This window comes from Enterobacter sp. UPMP701, assembly GCF_053709515.1.
In genome coordinates this window covers 1-17,365 of record NZ_JBSKJN010000021.1, presented here as the reverse complement: position 1 = coordinate 17,365, position 17,365 = coordinate 1, and the positions used below count along the sequence as shown (strand labels likewise).

Annotated in this window: 15 protein-coding genes; 11 read left to right on the top strand and 4 right to left on the bottom strand. The window is 56.5% G+C overall.

Annotation, left to right across the window (positions count from 1 at the left end):
- Positions 1-70 precede the first annotated feature (70 nt).
- From ACWKXT_RS23305 to wzz(fepE), 6 genes are all read left to right on the top strand, one after another.
- Complete coding sequence (locus tag ACWKXT_RS23305; protein ID WP_454533491.1) at positions 71-937, top strand: LysR family transcriptional regulator; 867 nt, start codon at positions 71-73, stop codon at positions 935-937.
- Between the two features lie 93 nt (positions 938-1,030).
- Entirely contained in the window at positions 1,031-2,209 is a 1,179-nt protein-coding gene (locus ACWKXT_RS23300) for an acetyl-CoA C-acetyltransferase (protein WP_454527439.1), read from the top strand.
- Positions 2,210-2,444: 235 nt separating this feature from the next.
- Positions 2,445-3,281 (top strand): 5-dehydro-4-deoxy-D-glucuronate isomerase, encoded by an 837-nt coding sequence (gene kduI, locus ACWKXT_RS23295; protein WP_454533490.1) that lies wholly within the window; start codon positions 2,445-2,447, stop codon positions 3,279-3,281.
- A 63-nt stretch (positions 3,282-3,344) separates the two neighbouring features.
- On the top strand, positions 3,345-4,106 hold the full coding sequence (gene kduD / locus ACWKXT_RS23290; RefSeq protein WP_443349648.1) for a 2-dehydro-3-deoxy-D-gluconate 5-dehydrogenase KduD: 762 nt from the start codon (positions 3,345-3,347) through the stop codon (positions 4,104-4,106).
- A 312-nt stretch (positions 4,107-4,418) separates the two neighbouring features.
- Positions 4,419-5,834, top strand: coding sequence for an arabinose-proton symporter AraE (araE, locus tag ACWKXT_RS23285; RefSeq protein ID WP_454533489.1), 1,416 nt, complete (start codon positions 4,419-4,421; stop codon positions 5,832-5,834).
- Positions 5,835-6,082: 248 nt separating this feature from the next.
- Positions 6,083-7,207: an LPS O-antigen length regulator Wzz(fepE) gene (gene wzz(fepE) / locus ACWKXT_RS23280; RefSeq protein ID WP_454533488.1), complete on the top strand. Its 1,125-nt coding sequence runs from the start codon at positions 6,083-6,085 to the stop codon at positions 7,205-7,207.
- Positions 7,208-7,246: 39 nt separating this feature from the next.
- Here wzz(fepE) and ACWKXT_RS23275 read toward each other — a convergent pair whose 3' ends face one another.
- Entirely contained in the window at positions 7,247-7,570 is a 324-nt protein-coding gene (locus ACWKXT_RS23275; protein ID WP_454533487.1) for a cupin domain-containing protein, read from the bottom strand.
- Between the two features lie 133 nt (positions 7,571-7,703).
- Here ACWKXT_RS23275 and ACWKXT_RS23270 point away from each other — a divergent pair, with 133 nt between their 5' ends.
- Positions 7,704-8,396: an aspartate/glutamate racemase gene (locus tag ACWKXT_RS23270; RefSeq protein ID WP_454527434.1), complete on the top strand. Its 693-nt coding sequence runs from the start codon at positions 7,704-7,706 to the stop codon at positions 8,394-8,396.
- Here the strand turns inward: ACWKXT_RS23270 and ACWKXT_RS23265 are convergent.
- Positions 8,391-9,317 (bottom strand): LysR family transcriptional regulator, encoded by a 927-nt coding sequence (locus tag ACWKXT_RS23265; protein WP_454533486.1) that lies wholly within the window; start codon positions 9,315-9,317, stop codon positions 8,391-8,393. The two genes, ACWKXT_RS23270 and ACWKXT_RS23265, sit on opposite strands and share 6 nt — an antisense overlap.
- Before the next feature lie 122 nt (positions 9,318-9,439).
- Here ACWKXT_RS23265 and lysA point away from each other — a divergent pair, with 122 nt between their 5' ends.
- A complete protein-coding gene (gene lysA, locus ACWKXT_RS23260; RefSeq protein ID WP_454533485.1) occupies positions 9,440-10,702 on the top strand; it encodes a diaminopimelate decarboxylase in 1,263 nt (420 codons plus the stop codon).
- Here lysA and ACWKXT_RS23255 read toward each other — a convergent pair.
- A complete protein-coding gene (locus ACWKXT_RS23255; RefSeq protein WP_454527431.1) occupies positions 10,672-11,709 on the bottom strand; it encodes a LacI family DNA-binding transcriptional regulator in 1,038 nt (345 codons plus the stop codon). The genes lysA and ACWKXT_RS23255 overlap by 31 nt on opposite strands.
- A 220-nt stretch (positions 11,710-11,929) precedes the next feature.
- Between ACWKXT_RS23255 and ACWKXT_RS23250 the strand changes: the two genes are divergently transcribed.
- Positions 11,930-12,415: a GNAT family N-acetyltransferase gene (locus tag ACWKXT_RS23250; protein WP_454527430.1), complete on the top strand. Its 486-nt coding sequence runs from the start codon at positions 11,930-11,932 to the stop codon at positions 12,413-12,415.
- On the opposite strand, the gene galR is transcribed toward ACWKXT_RS23250, so the two are convergent.
- Positions 12,376-13,392: an HTH-type transcriptional regulator GalR gene (gene galR, locus ACWKXT_RS23245; protein ID WP_454527429.1), complete on the bottom strand. Its 1,017-nt coding sequence runs from the start codon at positions 13,390-13,392 to the stop codon at positions 12,376-12,378. The genes ACWKXT_RS23250 and galR overlap by 40 nt on opposite strands.
- 624 nt (positions 13,393-14,016) lie before the next feature.
- Here galR and aas point away from each other — a divergent pair.
- Both aas and lplT read left to right on the top strand, forming a co-directional pair.
- Positions 14,017-16,176, top strand: coding sequence for a bifunctional acyl-ACP--phospholipid O-acyltransferase/long-chain-fatty-acid--ACP ligase (gene aas, locus ACWKXT_RS23240; protein WP_454533484.1), 2,160 nt, complete (start codon positions 14,017-14,019; stop codon positions 16,174-16,176).
- On the top strand, positions 16,169-17,362 hold the full coding sequence (gene lplT / locus ACWKXT_RS23235) for a lysophospholipid transporter LplT (protein ID WP_454533483.1): 1,194 nt from the start codon (positions 16,169-16,171) through the stop codon (positions 17,360-17,362). Before aas ends, lplT begins: the two co-directional genes overlap by 8 nt.
- The last annotated feature ends 3 nt before the right edge of the window (positions 17,363-17,365 follow it).

Here is a 17,365-nt window from a genome sequence, read left to right as displayed (position 1 = left end):
TGATGTGGCCTATTTTCATCGCTAAAGCTGATATATTAAAGATGGTATCCATCGTAAAAGTAGATAGATTATGCGCTATTCACCCGAAGCCCTTAACGCGTTTGTTGAGACCGTCGCGGCTGGCTCGTTTTCGGCGGCCGCGCGTCGGCTGCGTAAAAGCCAGTCGACGATCAGCACGTCTATTGCCAATCTCGAAGCCGATCTCGGCTTCGAGCTGTTTGACCGCTCGGCGCGCCAGCCGGTGTTAACAGCCCAGGGGGAACAGGTCCTGGGCTATGTGCAGGCCATCCTGGCCGCCAGCGCGCGGCTGGATGAGCTGGCGGTGTCGTTAACGGCGCAAACGGAGGCGCGTCTGACATTTGTGCTCTCAGATACCCTCAACCCGGACGTGCTGGAAGAGATGATGAAGCAGTTTGACGCCCGCTTTCCGCACACGGAATTTGAATGTCTGATTGGCGAGGAAGAGGACGTGATCGATCTGCTGCAAAAGGAGCGCGCCCAGGTGGGTCTGACGGAAGCGCGAGACGGTTATCCCACCGATATTGGCGCTACCCGGCTGCCGATGCAGACCCGAATGGCGATATACGTCGCGACCACGCATCCGTTAGCCGGACAACATGAAGTGCAGAGCGACGAGCTGCACGGCTGGCGGGAGCTGAGGCTCAGCACTTATCTTGAGCGCGAGGCGGAGATCGCGCGCGGGCCCGTCTGGTCAGCGCCGAACTACCTGCTACTGCTGAGTATGGCCGTCCAGGGTTTCGGCTGGTGCGTACTGCCATGTGCGCTGGTGGATGAATTTGCCGCTGCGAAATCGCTGGTACAGCTCAATGTTCCCGGCTGGCCGCGGGCGATCGGCATCGATCTGCTGTGGAACAAACGATCCCCGCCCGGCGTGGCCGGAAGCTGGCTGCGACAGTATCTGCAGGATGCGCGCTAATCCTTGTGATTAAACTCACTATTTTTAAACAATTAAGATAATTGCCAGTAACAATCCTCTACTATCGTCATGTCATTTAACACAGAGGTCGTGATGAAAGATGTCGTAATAGTGGGTGCGTTGCGTACGGCTATCGGCTGTTTTCAGGGAGCGCTTGCGCGTCACTCGGCGGTTGACCTGGGCAGCGTGGTGGTTAAAGCGCTGGTGGAACGTAGCGGGATCGCCGCCCATGAAGTTGATGAGGTGATCCTGGGACAGGTGCTTACGGCCGGAGCCGGGCAAAACCCTGCGCGCCAGGCGGCGCTGAAGGGCGGACTGCCCAATACCGTCTCCGCCATTACCATTAACGACGTCTGTGGATCGGGATTAAAAGCGCTGCATCTGGCGACGCAGGCCATTCAGTGCGGTGAAGCGGATGTGGTCATTGCTGGCGGACAAGAGAATATGAGCCGTGCGCCGCACGTCCTGACCGACAGCCGCACCGGCGCGCAGTTGGGCAACAGCCAACTGCTCGACAGCCTGGTGCATGACGGTCTGTGGGATGCATTCAATGACTATCATATGGGCGTGACGGCAGAAAACCTGGCGCGCGAATACGGCATTAGCCGTGAATTGCAGGACGCGTATGCGCTCAGTTCGCAGCAAAAAGCGCGTGCAGCAATTGATTCCGGTCGTTTTCGCGACGAGATTGTCCCGGTCAGCACGTCGCGTCAGAACGGCGAGGCGATCGTCGTCGATACCGATGAACAGCCGCGCACGGATGCCAGCGCGGAAGGCCTGGCGAGACTGAATCCCGCGTTTGAAACGCAGGGCTCGGTCACGGCGGGCAATGCCTCGAGCATTAACGACGGCGCGGCAGCCGTGATGATGATGAGCGAAAGCAAAGCCCTTGAGCTCGATCTCCCCGTGCTGGCCCGCATTAAGGCCTTTGCCAGCGTGGGCGTAGACCCCGCATTGATGGGGATTGCGCCGGTCTATGCGACTCGCCGCTGCCTGGATCGCGCAGGGTGGCAGCTTTCGGATGTCGATCTGATTGAAGTGAACGAAGCCTTTGCCGCGCAGGCGATCTCGGTCGGCAAAATGCTGGAGTGGGATCCGCTGCGGGTCAACGTAAACGGCGGGGCGATTGCGCTGGGGCATCCCATCGGCGCGTCCGGCTGCCGTATTCTGGTCTCGCTGGTCCATGAGATGAAAAAGCGCAATGCGCGCAAAGGGATCGCTACTCTCTGTATAGGCGGCGGACAGGGCGTGGCGCTCGCCATCGAACGCTAATCTCTCCTCACTGAAAAAACCTCCTCCGGGAGGTTTTTTTTATCGTGTTCTTCTCTTCACAGGGAGTAATCGTGATCCGCGTGTCATTTCTGTTATAAATAAAAATAAAAAATGAAACGTTGTTTTAATTGCAATTGAAAACCCTATTTTATGCCGCTAGTATGTGCTCATCATAAAACGAAACGTTGTTTCGTTTAATTTCTGCCTTCGGGCATGACCACATCTGGAGGTTACCGTGGACGTCAGACAAAGCATCCACAGCGCGCACGCCAAAACGCTGGATACTCAGGGACTGCGCAGCGAGTTTTTAATTGAGCAGGTGTTCGAGGCCGACAAGTACACCATGGTCTACAGCCACATCGACCGTATTATCGTGGGCGGCATTATGCCGGTAGCGAAAACCGTCTCCGTGGGCGGTGAAGTGGGCAAGCAGCTGGGCGTGAGCTATTTCCTGGAACGTCGTGAACTGGGCGTGATTAATATCGGCGGGCCGGGCACCGTTACCGTGGACGGCCAGTGCTATGAGATTGGCCACCGCGACGCGCTGTACATCGGCAAAGGGGCCAAGGAGGTGGTCTTTGCCAGCATTGACGCCGGTAAGCCAGCGAAGTTTTACTACAACTGCGCCCCCGCGCACACCGCTTATCCAACCAAAAAAGTGACGCCAGCGGACGTTGCACCCGTGACGCTGGGCGACAATATCACCAGCAACCGCCGCACCATCAACAAATACTTCGTTCCGGATGTGCTGGAAACCTGCCAGCTCAGTATGGGGTTGACCGAGCTTGCACCGGGCAACCTGTGGAACACCATGCCGTGTCATACCCATGAACGCCGCATGGAAGTTTACTTTTACTTCAACATGGATGACGACGCCTGCGTGTTCCACATGATGGGACAGCCTCAGGAAACCCGCCATATCGTCATGCATAACGAGCAGGCGGTGATTTCACCCAGCTGGTCCATTCACTCCGGCGTGGGGACGAAAGCCTATACCTTCATCTGGGGGATGGTCGGAGAAAACCAGGTCTTTGATGACATGGACCACGTCGCGGTTAAGGATCTGCGCTAGTCGCGGGCAGTTAAGCATACATCTGCCTGTTGCTGACAGGCGCTGAAAGAGTAAGGAACAAACATGATTCTGGATGCATTTTCTCTGAAGGGCAAAGTGGCCGTGGTTTCCGGGTGTGACACCGGGCTGGGGCAGGGGATGGCGTTAGGCCTGGCGGAAGCGGGCTGCGACATCGTCGGGATCAATATCGTTGAGCCCACGGAAACCATCGAACGCGTGACCGCGCTGGGCCGTCGTTTTCTGAGCCTGACCGCCGACCTGCGTAAAATCGACGCCATTCCGGAGCTGCTCGATCGCGCGGTGGCGGAGTTTGGGCATATCGATATTCTGGTCAACAACGCCGGCCTGATCCGTCGTGAAGACGCGATTAACTTCAGCGAGACCGACTGGGACGATGTAATGAACCTGAACATCAAGAGCGTGTTCTTTATGTCCCAGGCGGCGGCGAAGCACTTCATCGCCCAGGGTAAAGGCGGCAAGATCATTAACATCGCGTCGATGCTCTCCTTCCAGGGCGGCATCCGCGTGCCGTCTTACACCGCGTCAAAAAGCGCGGTGATGGGCGTCACCCGCCTGCTGGCGAACGAATGGGCGCAGCACAACATCAACGTCAACGCGATTGCGCCGGGCTACATGGCCACCAACAACACCCAGCAGTTGCGTGCGGATGAGGAGCGCAGCGCGGCGATCCTGGAGCGTATCCCGGCGGGCCGCTGGGGGCTGCCGAGCGATCTGATGGGGCCGGTGGTGTTCCTCGCTTCCCCGGCATCGGATTACATTAATGGCTACACCGTTGCCGTAGACGGCGGCTGGCTGGCACGCTAATTCGGCTTGCGTGAAGAACCTCTGCCTTCGGGTGGAGGTTTTTTTTGTCCAGAAATAGCCATTATCCATATCCTTAAAGATGAAAAATCCATACTCAAAAGTCATGGATGACGAATATCACATATTTATTGCTTAAAAATTAGATTATTAATAAAAAAGTAGGATAAATCAGCCCGATTTGAAATTGTAATGTCCATCACAGTTCTGTATGTCGTAGCGAAATAATCCATATCTTCACCAGTTCCGACCTGACACTTTCTTCCGGTATCTCGTAATTTCACTTAACGATTTTGCTGTTGAGGCAGGAAAAAAATGACATCTATTAATGACTCTACCCTGATGCCCGCTGCGCTGCGCGACACCCGACGCATGAACCAGTTTGTTTCCATCGCGGCAGCCGTAGCCGGTTTGCTGTTCGGTCTGGATATCGGCGTTATCGCCGGAGCGCTGCCGTTTATTACCGATCACTTTACGCTGAGTAACCGCCTGCAGGAGTGGGTGGTGAGCAGCATGATGCTGGGCGCGGCCATCGGCGCGCTGTTTAACGGCTGGCTCTCGTTCCGCCTTGGGCGCAAATACAGCCTGATGGTCGGTGCGATTTTGTTTGTTGCCGGCTCCATTGGATCGGCGTTTGCCACCAACGTAGAAGTGCTGCTGCTCTCCCGCGTGCTGCTGGGCGTGGCGGTGGGGATTGCCTCCTACACGGCGCCGCTGTACCTCTCCGAAATGGCGAGCGAGAACGTGCGCGGGAAGATGATCAGCATGTACCAGCTGATGGTGACGCTCGGCATCGTACTGGCGTTCCTGTCGGATACGTACTTCAGCTACAGCGGCAACTGGCGCGCGATGCTCGGCGTGCTGGCGCTGCCTGCGCTGGTGCTGATCGTATTAGTGATTTTCCTGCCAAACAGCCCGCGCTGGCTGGCGCAAAAAGGGCGTCACGTGGAGGCGGAAGAGGTGCTGCGCATGCTGCGCGACACGTCAGAAAAAGCGCGTGAAGAGCTGAATGAGATCCGCGAAAGTCTGAAGCTGAAGCAGGGCGGCTTGTCGCTGTTTAAGGCCAACCGCAACGTGCGCCGCGCGGTGTTCCTCGGCATGTTGCTGCAGGCGATGCAGCAGTTTACCGGGATGAACATCATCATGTACTACGCCCCGCGCATCTTCAAAATGGCCGGTTTTACCACCACCGAACAGCAGATGATCGCTACGCTGGTGGTGGGGCTCACCTTTATGTTTGCCACTTTTATTGCGGTATTCACCGTCGATAAAGCCGGACGTAAACCCGCCCTGAAAATTGGCTTTAGCGTGATGGCGCTCGGCACGCTGATCCTCGGCTACTGCCTGATGCAGTTCGATAACGGTACGGCGTCCAGCGGTCTTTCCTGGCTCTCCGTGGGCATGACCATGATGTGTATCGCCGGTTACGCGATGAGCGCCGCGCCGGTGGTGTGGATCCTGTGCTCTGAAATTCAGCCGCTGAAATGCCGCGATTTTGGTATCACCTGTTCCACCACCACCAACTGGGTGTCAAACATGATCATCGGCGCCACCTTCCTGACGCTGCTGGACGCGATTGGCGCGGCAGGCACCTTCTGGCTCTACACGGTGCTGAACGTGGCGTTTATCGGCGTCACCTTCTGGCTAATCCCCGAAACCAAAGGCGTGACGCTGGAGCATATTGAACGCAAGCTGATGAGCGGGGAAAAACTGCGTAATATCGGCGTGTAAGGTTAATGCCCGGTGGCGCTTCGCATATCGGGCCACGAAATTCACACAGGCCGGGTAAGGCGCCGCCGCCACCCGGCTTTTTATTTGCACGCTGATTCACATCAGTAATGCCGTAAATAACTACCAACTTTGATAGCAATCTCTCAGATAGTCCATTATCGCGTTCAGATTATTCTTAGTTTCTTGTATTATCGGGCAACTGAACTCACCCGGCAGAAATTAACTGCACTCGCAACAGAAGAACGGCTATGTCAGCAATGGACTTCAAAAAAAACACGGACCTCGATTTTCCCTCATATGCCACCCCAGCAGTCAGTTCTAAAGAGATCGACCTTCTGGGTCTGTTAGGCGTTTTGCTTGCCGCGAAAAAACGCATCGTCACCCTCATCTTTATTTTCGCGCTGGCAGGGCTGGCTATTACGTTTTTATTACCACAAAAATGGACCAGTAAAGCGGTGATCACCCCGGCGGAACAGACCCAGTGGAACCCGCTGCGCCAGATGATGGTTGCGCTGCAGGTTCTTGACGTGAAGGTGCCGGTTACCCGTTCGGAAGTCTTTGACCTGTTTATTAAAAAATTCCAGTCGCAGTCATTGCTCGAAGCGTACATGTCCTCTTCCCCTTACGTGATGTCTCAGCTTAAAGATATTGAGGTGGACCCGCTTGAGCTGCACCGTGCGGTCGTCAATATTGCAGACAGAATGAAAGCAGTGAATAACGCGCAGGGAAAAGATGCGGATAAAGCACCTTACCTCTCCTGGACGCTGAGCTTCACGGCGCCGAAAGCCAGTGATGCACAAACCGTACTGGAAGGGTACATCGGTTATATCGCTGCTCTTGTTGAACAAGAGACGATGCAAAATATCCGTAACCAGATCGCCCTCAAAACGAATGAGGTTGAGCAACAGCTGGCGCTCGACCGGGTTCGTCTGACGACTATTCACAATACCAATCTGCAGCGGCTGAATTATTCGCTGGAAGTGGCGAATGCGGCAGGCATTAAGAAGCCTGTTTATAGCAACGGGCAGGCGGTAAAAGACGATCCGGATTACTCCGTTGCGCTCGGGGCTGACGGTATCGCGCAGAAGCTCAAGATTGAAAAAAATCTCAAGGACGTGACGGAGCTGAATGCAGACTTCCAGAACCGTGAATATTACCTGGCGCAGCTGAAAAAACTCTCTGTTGCAGACGTTAAGCTTGAACCGTTCCGGTATCAGCTTTCCCCCTCCATGCCGGTAAAAAAAGACGGACCAGGCAAAGGCTTGATTGTCATTCTGGCGGCGATTCTTGGCGGTCTGTTTGCCTGCGGCAGCGTGCTACTGCGTGAGGCCATGCTCAGCCGTAATCCACTGCCAGAAGCGGTGACGGAATAAATTCTGCAAACATGAGAAGGCGCTGAACGGCGCCTTTTTTTATGACAGGAAATCCTCGCGAACAGGCGTAAAGGTATCGAGCAGCGTGCCGGCCCTGAGACAGACACAGCCGTGCATCACATGCGGTTTTTTGTAGAGCGTATCGCCGGCCGTCACGACATGCTTCTCTTCACCAATCGTAAATTCAAACTCGCCGGAGAGAACATAGGTTAACTGTTCGTGCGGGTGGTTATGCATTGGCCCAATCGCCCCCTGCTCAAAATGCACCTCAACCGCCATCATCCTGCCGCCGTGGGCCAGCACACGACGCGTAACGCCGTTCCCCAGATCTTCAGACGCGGTCTCTTTGTGGAATATAAACATGGCATCGCTCATTATAATAAAACGCTGTTTTATTTAATTTACACCGGCCAGCTTAAAAAGAAAACGGCGCAATAAAGAACTGGAAACAGGATCACAAGTTTGCTTCACTGGCTTAAACAGATAAGGAGGGATGATGAAAACGATCGGCCTGTTAGGTGGGATGAGCTGGGAATCAACCATCCCTTATTATCGCCTGATTAACGAAGGGGTAAAACAGCGTCTGGGCGGCCTGCATTCCGCGAGCCTGCTGCTGCACAGCGTTGATTTTCATGAAATCGAAGCCTGCCAGTCGAGCGGGGAATGGGATAAAGCCGGAGAAATACTGGCTGATGCCGCGCTGGGGCTGGAGCGGGCAGGCGCGCAGGGCATTTTGCTGTGTACCAACACGATGCATAAAGTGGCCTCGCACATTGAAGCGCGCTGTTCGCTGCCGTTCCTGCACATCGCAGACGCCACCGGGCGCGCCATCCGCGCTTCGGGAATGTCGCGCGTGGCATTGTTGGGCACGCGCTACACCATGGAGCAGGATTTCTATCGCGGCCGTCTGCACAGCGAGTTTGGGATAGAAAGCCTGATACCTGATGAAGAAGACCGGGCGCGCATCAATCAGATCATCTTCGACGAACTCTGCCTCGGTACCTTCAGTGAAACCTCCCGCGCATATTACGTCGGCGTGATAGAGAAACTCGCCCGGCAGGGGGCTGAAGGGGTGATCTTCGGCTGCACGGAGATCGGGTTGCTGGTGCCGGCTGAACGAAGCCCCATTCCGGTATTTGATACCGCAGCCATTCACGCGGCAGATGCCGTGGAATTTATGCTGTCATAACGGGTTTTGCAGGTCAGGTAAGCGAAGCGCCACCTGACGCGCATGCTCAACTAAGTGCCCGGTGAATGCATCCACCAGCGCAGAAGCCGGACGGTGCAGCGGGCGGATAAGGCTCACGGTGAACGGGACGGAAACGCTGAAACGGCGAATGACGATCCCGCTCCCGGCATAGTCCATCGCCGTAAGCGGATTGACGACCGCGACGCCGACGCCTGCACGCACCATCGCGCATATCGATGCCGCGCTGTGCGTTTCCACAACCATCCGCCGCTTCACCTGATGCTCAGCAAAAAGCGTATCCAGCAGCTGTCGGTAGCTGTCGGTTTGCGACAGGCTAATATAGTTTTCGCCGTGAAAATCCGCCGGGGTCAGCACCGCCTTGCGGGCTAGCGGATGTCCGGCGGGCAGAACGCACACTTCATCTAACGCGAGCAGTTCCGTGCGCACCGTTCCTGCAGGGGTCGAGAGGGTTTCGGTCAGCCCGAGATCGTGACGCTGTGCCGACAGCCACTCTTCAAGCAGAGGCGACTCCTGCGGCACAATGGTGAGATTGACCTCAGGATAGCGGGACAGAAAAGGCTGGAGCAGCGTCGGTAAAAAGGATTGAGAGAAGACGGGCAGGCAGACAATCGACAGCTCGCCCTGACGAAACTCGCGCAGGCTTTCCGCCGCGCTGACGATTCTGTCCAGCCCGTACCACGAGCGCTGCACTTCTTCGAACAGGCGTAGCCCCTGTACCGTCGGGTGAAGTCTGCCCCGGGTGCGCTCGAACAGCTTCAGCTCCAGCACTTTCTCGAATCGCGCCAGCTCGCGGCTGACCGTCGGCTGCGAGGTATGCAGCATTTGCGCGGCTTCAGTGAGATTGCCGGTGGTCATCACGGCGTGAAAAATCTCGATGTGGCGTAAATTGACGGCGGGCATAGGGCACCTGAATACAGAGAACAGTCCATATCATTTTTGCATAGACTCGCGATAAAACGATATTTTTTATTCTTCTTCCGCTGTGGCGTAATCATAAAAAATGAATTTACCCGGAGAAGACCATGCCACGCCCGCTCAACCAGACGGATACCGATTTGAATGCCGAAAACCTGCTGCGCCTGCCCGCCGAATTTGGCTGCCCGGTGTGGGTCTACGACGCGCAGATCGTTCGCGAGAAGATCGCCGCCCTGCATCAGTTTGACGTGGTGCGTTTTGCCCAGAAGGCCTGCTCCAATATTCATATTCTGCGCCTGATGCGCGAGCAGGGCGTGAAGGTTGACTCCGTGTCGCTGGGGGAAATCGAGCGTGCGCTGGTGGCCGGGTACGATCCGAAAACCGATCCTGATGCGATTGTCTTTACCGCGGATGTGATCGACGACGCTACGCTTGCGCGCGTACATGAACTGCAGGTTCCGGTGAATGCCGGTTCCGTGGATATGCTGGAGCAGCTTGGGCAGGTTTCGCCAGGCCATCGCGTCTGGCTGCGCGTCAACCCGGGCTTTGGTCACGGTCATAGCCAAAAAACCAACACCGGCGGCGAAAACAGCAAGCACGGCATCTGGTATGCCGATATGCCCGCCGCGCTTGAGGTATTGCAGCGTTACAACCTGAAGCTGGTCGGCATTCATATGCACATTGGCTCCGGCGTCGATTACGGTCACCTGGAGCAGGTATGCGGGGCGATGGTGCGCCAGGTTGTCGACTTCGGTCAGGATCTGGAGGCGATCTCCGCAGGGGGTGGGCTTTCTATCCCTTACCGCGAAGGGGAAGAGGCGATCGACACCGATCACTATTACGGCCTGTGGAGCGCCGCGCGCGATCAAATTGCTGCGCATCTGGGCCATGCCGTGAAGCTGGAAATTGAGCCGGGTCGTTTCCTGGTGGCCGAAGCCGGCGTGCTGGTGGCGCAGGTACGCAGCGTCAAAGAGATGGGTTCACGCCACTTTGTGTTGATTGATGCGGGCTTTAACGATCTGATGCGTCCGTCCATGTACGGCAGCTACCATCACATTACCGCCCTGGCCGCCGATGGCCGCGATTTAACGCAGGCGCCGCGCCGCGAGACGGTGGTCGCAGGCCCGCTGTGTGAATCCGGTGACGTATTTACCCAGCAGGAAGGCGGTAAAGTGGAAACCCGCGCGCTGCCTGAGGTAACGCCGGGTGATTATCTGGTACTGCACGACACCGGGGCGTACGGGGCATCCATGTCCTCGAACTACAACAGCCGTCCGCTGCTGCCGGAAGTGCTGTTTGATAATGGCAAGGCGCGGCTGATCCGTCGTCGCCAGACCATTCAGGAACTGCTGGCTTTAGAACTCATCTGATGAAAGTACGGCCCCGTTGTGACCGAATCGCGTAATACCAGCGTGCCGGTAAACGGCGGGATCGCATCGACCGGCTGGTTTTTCGCCAGCCGGATCGCCTGATCGATAGCCGTGACGATCATGTTATCTATCGGCAGATAAACCGATGACAGCGCAGGCTCCAGCCACTTTGCGCTTGGGGCATCGTCAAAGCCGAACAGGGAGATATCCTGCGGGATCTTAAGCCCTGCCTGGTGCAGCGCTTTGGACGCGCCCAGCGCCATATCATCGTTACAGGCAAACAGCGCGCTGAACGACACCCCTTCAGCGATAAGCTCCTTACACAGCTCATAGCCCCGCGTCATTCCCGCATCACCGTACTTAATTCGACGTTCATCCAGACGAATGCCGTGCTTTTCCAGCGCCTTACGGTAGCCCATCAGCCGCGCTTTACCCGTGGGGGTGTGGATTGGGACAGTAATGCAGGCGATCTCCCGGTGGCCCTGGCTTATCAGGTAATCCACCGCCTTAAAGGCGGCATCCTGCTGCTCAAAGAAAACGCAGCGCTCCGGCGCCTGGCTGACTTCACGGTTGATGACCACCAGCGGCGTTTGCACGGTATTAATCAGCTTGATGATCGCCTTTTCGCTCATATAGCGCGTGTAAAGCACAATGGCATCGCACTGGCGATCGGCCAGCATCTGCACCGCCTGTTCTTCCTGCTCTGGCGCATCGTGTCCGTCGGTGACGATCAGCTGTTTTCCGTGGGTTTCGGTCTGCCGCGACGCCTGCTGGAGAAGGCGACCAAAGTAAAAGCCGTCGAAGGTAGAGACCACCAGACCAATGCTGTTGCTGGTCTGGTTAGCCAGCGAACGCGCGAGAAAGTTTGGCCGATAGCCCAGCTCTTCCATCGCAGCAAAGACCTGCTGACGCGTGCTCTCTTTAACCTGACCTGTGCCGTTCAGCACGCGCGAGACGGTAGCCTTCGACACGCCCGCGCGCAGTGAGACATCCAGCATTGTTGCCATTCTACATTCCTGCTTCCACGTAATGGCCTGCAGTTTAGCACAGACCTGGCAGCGTATAAGCGATGCGGGAAGGGCAAAACTTCCGCCACGATCACGCTTTTTGGTCACGATTCGCCTGGCCTGCCAGAAGTAAAACTAAATAGTCTGACTCTGGTAAAATATTCGACAAACCGGGCTGGAGGCGTAAGGCCAGCATATTCATTAAAAACGCAGGTGAAACGTGAAGAAGACCGTCATCCTCCCGCTTTACAGTGCACCGCGCTATGCGGAGCAGGTTACCGACTGGATCTGGCACGCCTTTGGCGAGGGGCTTCCGCGGGAATTTTTCCACAGCATCGTCGAGCACAGCCAGACGCCGGGGGCGTTACCGTTGACCTTTATTGCCGTAGAAGACGAACGGCTTCTCGGCACGGTGGGGCTCTGGCGCTGCGATTTGATCACCCGTCAGGATCTCTGTCCGTGGCTGGCGGCGCTCTACGTTGACGACGCGGCGCGCGGCAAGGGGCTGGCAGGTGCGTTACAGCAGCATGTTATAACCTTTGCCGCGCAGGCGGGGTATGAAGAACTGCATCTGTGGTCTGCCTGCCGTGACTTCTATGAACGTTACGGCTGGCAATACATAGGCGATGGACTGGAGTTTCCGAATAAAACGGTACACCTTTATCGCTATTCGCTCTGCGCTTCTGCAGGTGCCGAAACGGAGTGACGGCGCACTAACGTTGGGCTGAACAGATGCGTAATATCCGGCGGCTGGCGCTGTTCCGCCAGCGCTAACGCCAGCTCTGCGGCCTGCGTGGCCATCGTGATAATCGGGTAACGTACGGTGGTCAGGCGCGGGCGCACGTAGCGGGAGACCAGCACATCATCAAAGCCAATCAGCGAGATTTCCGCCGGCACCTCTATCCCGTTGTCATTCAGCACACCCATTGCCCCAGCGGCCATCGAGTCGTTATAGCTGGCAACCGCGGTGAAATTCCGTCCACGACCCAGCAGCTCCGTCATGGCCTGTTCGCCGCCGCTCTCATCCGGTTCACCATAGGCCACCAGACGATCGTTGCAGGGCAGACCATTTTCGCGCAGGGCATCGTAGTAGCCCTGCAGGCGGTCTTCCGCATCAGAAATGGGATGATTGGAACAGAGATAGCCAATCCGGGTATGGCCCTGTTGAATCAGATGACGGGTCGCAAGCCAGGCGCCATAGCGGTCGTCGAGCGCCACGCAGCGTTTTTCAAACCCGGGAATAATACGGTTGATGATCACCATGCCGGGCATCTGCTTCATCAGGTTAATCAGCTCGGCATCCGGGATCATTTTCGCATGAACCACCAGCGCTGCGCAGCGATGGCGGATCAGCTGCTCGATGGCCTGGCGTTCTTTTTGCTCATTATGGTAACCGTTGCCGATCAGCAAAAAATTCCCCGTCTGATAAGAGACCTGTTCAACCGCTTTTACCATGGCACCGAAAAAGGGGTCGGAAACATCGCCCACCACCAGCCCAATGGTCTCCGTGGACTGCTGAGCGAGCGCTCGGGCGTTGGCGTTGGGATGGTAGTTTAGGGTTTCCATGGCGCTTTGTACCGCCTGGCGTGATGCGTCACTGGCTTTGGGTGAATCATTAATCACGCGGGAGACGGTGGCTACCGACACACCTGCCAGACGAGCCACATCCTTTATTGTCGCCATTCATAACCTTCTTATTAGGGGTAAGCGTTTACACACTAAATAGTGTTGCGGAAAAGTAGCGCGCATTCAAGGGGCGCCGTTTTCGGCACGCCACAAACGTGACGCAGAACAACCCGGAAAGTGTAATCGTTACACGCGCAGGCATGTCAGAAGAATGTCATTCTGAACCTTTGGTTACACTTTGCCTCAGGCTGTTGCGATTGTCCGGTGGCGAGGAGGTTAAAGAGGTTGATAGAGTCGAGATCCCAGAGGTATTGATAGGTGGAATCAACTCCGGTTGATTAACACGACTTACACCAGCCTGCGTTTTTACGCAGGTTTTTTTTTGCCTGATAGTTCAACCTGTAACAGTTAAAGAGAATATTCACACCTGGTTGCACTTCGGCTCATTCCCTTGCGTTTTCCCTCTGGCGAAGCGCAGGGCGAACGGCCAGAATCAAGATCCCAGAGGTATTGATTGGTGAGAATTCTTAGTACGGTTTCGTACTCATCTCTTGCACCAACCTGCGCGGATGCGCAGGTTTTTTTTCGCCTCCACTTTTGCTGTCGCTCCTGTATCACTTCTCGTGTAATCTGCCACCATTTACTATCCCCCCTTCATACTGGCTGACAAAGGGAGTTGAGATGCTATTTGGGTTCTTCCGTACACTTTTCCGTATTCTCTTTCGCATCCGCGTCACTGGCGATGCCCGGGCGCTTCGCGGCGAGCGCGTTCTCATCACACCCAATCATGTTTCCTTTATAGACGGCATCCTGCTGGCGCTATTTCTTCCCGTGCGCCCGGTGTTTGCGGTCTATACCTCCATCAGCCAGCAGTGGTACATGCGCTGGCTCACGCCGTTGATTGATTTTGTGCCGCTCGACCCGACAAAGCCGATGATGATTAAGCATCTGGTGCGTCTGGTCGAGCAGGGGCGTCCGGTGGTCATTTTCCCGGAAGGGCGTATTTCAGTCACCGGTTCGCTGATGAAAATCTACGACGGCGCGGGGTTTGTCGCGGCAAAGTCTAAAGCGACCGTGGTGCCGCTGCGTATCGAAGGCGCAGAGCTGACTTATTTTAGCCGTCTGAAGGGGCTGGTGAAACAGCGCCTGTTCCCTAAAATCACCCTGCATATTCTGCCGCCAACGTCGCTCCCGATGCCCGACGCGCCGCGCGCCCGCGATCGCCGTAAGATCGCCGGGGAAATGCTGCACCAGATTATGATGGAAGCGCGTATGGCCGTTCGTCCGCGCGAAACGCTTTATGAATCCCTGCTTTCGGCGCTATATCGCTACGGCGCGAAGAAAAACTGTATTGAAGATATCAACTTCACCCCGGACACCTATCGCAAGCTGCTGACCAAAACCCTGTTTGTGGGCCGCATTCTGGAGAAGTACAGCAAGAAGGGCGAAAAGATTGGCCTGATGCTGCCTAACGCGGGCATCAGCGCGGCGGTGATTTTTGGTGCGGTTTCCCGGGGCCGTATTCCGGCGATGATGAACTACACGGCGGGCGTGAAAGGGCTGACCAGCGCCATTACCGCCGCCCGGATTAATACCGTCTTTACCTCCCGTCAGTTCCTGGACAAAGGCAAGCTGTGGCATCTGCCGGAACAGCTGACTCAGGTGCGCTGGGTCTTCCTGGAAGATCTGAAAGCGGATGTGACCACCGGCGACAAGCTGTGGATTTTTGCGCATCTGCTGATGCCGCATCTGGCGCAGGTCAAACTGCAGCCAGAAGATGATGCCATAATCCTCTTTACCTCGGGTTCAGAGGGCAACCCGAAAGGCGTTGTCCACAGCCACAAGAGCATTCTGGCCAACGTTGAGCAGATCAAAAGCATTGCCGACTTTACCGCGAATGACCGCTTTATGTCGGCGCTGCCGCTGTTCCACTCCTTTGGTCTGACGGTGGGGTTGTTTACGCCGCTGCTGACCGGTGCTGAGGTGTTCCTCTACCCAAGCCCGCTGCACTACCGCATTGTGCCGGAGCTGGTGTATGACCGTAACTGCACCGTACTGTTCGGGACCTCAACCTTCCTGGGTAACTATGCGCGTTTCGCCAATCCGTATGATTTTTATCGCGTGCGGTACGTGGTGGCCGGTGCGGAAAAGCTGCAGGAGAGCACGCGTCAGATTTGGCAGGACAAGTTTGGCCTGCGCATTCTTGAAGGTTATGGCGTGACCGAGTGCGCGCCCGTTGTCTCGATCAACGTACCGATGGCGGCGAAGCCGGGGACGGTGGGCCGAATTCTGCCGGGAATGGACGCGCGTTTGCTGGCCGTTCCGGGTATTGAGGACGGTGGCCGCCTGCAGCTGAAAGGGCCGAACGTCATGAACGGTTACCTGCGCGTGGAAAACCCAGGCGTGCTGGAAGCGCCGACGGCGGAAAACGTCAACGGCGAGGTTGAAACCGGCTGGTACGACACCGGTGATATCGTGCGTTTCGACGAACAAGGCTTTGTGCAGATTCAGGGGCGCGCAAAACGCTTTGCCAAAATCGCGGGTGAGATGGTCTCTCTGGAAATGGTTGAGCAACTGGCGACGGCCGTCTCCGCCGATAAGCTGCATGCGATGGTGGTCAAAAGTGATGCCAGCAAAGGCGAGGCGCTGGTGCTGTTTACCACCGACGCCGAGCTTAAGCGCGACAGGTTACTAAGCTATGCGCGTGAACACGGTATTCCGGAGCTGGCAGTGCCGCGCGATATCCGCTATCTGAAGCAGCTTCCGGTGCTGGGTAGCGGCAAGCCCGATTTCGTGACCCTGAAGGGCATGGTTGATGAGGCGGAGCAGCAAAATGCGTGAGTCAGTACACACTAACACTTCACTCAGGTCGAAAGGCATGATGGCCGTCATTGCCGCGCAGTTTCTCTCTGCGTTCGGTGATAACGCGCTTTTATTTGCCACCCTGGCGCTACTGAAAGCCGAGTTTTACCCCGACTGGAGTCAGCCGATCCTGCAGATGGTGTTTGTGGGCGCTTACATTATCTTTGCCCCGTTTGTGGGGCAGGTGGCGGACAGTTTCCCGAAAGGTCGGGTGATGATGTTTGCCAACGGCCTCAAGTTGCTGGGGGCCGCCAGTATTTGCTTCGGCTTCAATCCGTTTATTGGCTACACGCTGGTGGGCATTGGCGCTGCCGCCTACTCCCCGGCGAAGTATGGCATTCTCGGGGAACTGACAACGGGCGATAAGCTGGTGAAGGCCAACGGTCTGATGGAGTCGTCAACCATAGCCGCTATCCTGCTCGGCTCGGTTGCGGGGGGCGTCCTGGCCGACTGGCATGTCCTGGCGGCACTGGGCGTGTGTGCGGTGGTGTATGGTGGGGCGGTCGTGGCGAACCTGTTTATTCCGAAGTTGCCGGTGGCCCGTCCGGGGCAATCCTGGCGTTTTGCACCGATGACCGGCAGTTTCTTTAACGCCTGTCGCGTGCTGTGGCGTAACGGGGAAACGCGTTTCTCCCTGATGGGAACCAGCATGTTCTGGGGCGCGGGCGTCACGCTGCGCTTCCTGCTGGTCCTGTGGGTGCCGGTGGCGCTGGGTATCACTGACAACGCGACGCCAACCTACCTTAATGCCATGGTGGCGATCGGCATTGTCGTTGGTGCGGGCGCGGCGGCGAAGCTGGTGACGCTTGAAACGGTTGCTCGCTGCATGCCTGCGGGGATCCTGATTGGCGTCGTGGTGCTTATTTTCTCGCTGCAACATGCGTTACTGCCCGCTTATGTTCTCCTCGTCCTGATTGGCGTTCTGGGGGGCTTCTTCGTGGTGCCGCTGAACGCGTTACTGCAGGAGCGTGGCAAACAGACCGTCGGGGCGGGAAATGCCATTGCGGTGCAAAACCTCGGTGAAAACCTGGCGATGTTGTTAATGCTGGGGCTTTACTCGCTGGCGGTAAAAGTGGGTGTCCCGGTGGTGGCAATTGGCGTCGGATTTGGCGGACTGTTCGCGGCGGCGATTGCGGGCTTGTGGATCTGGCAGCGTCGGCGTTGATAA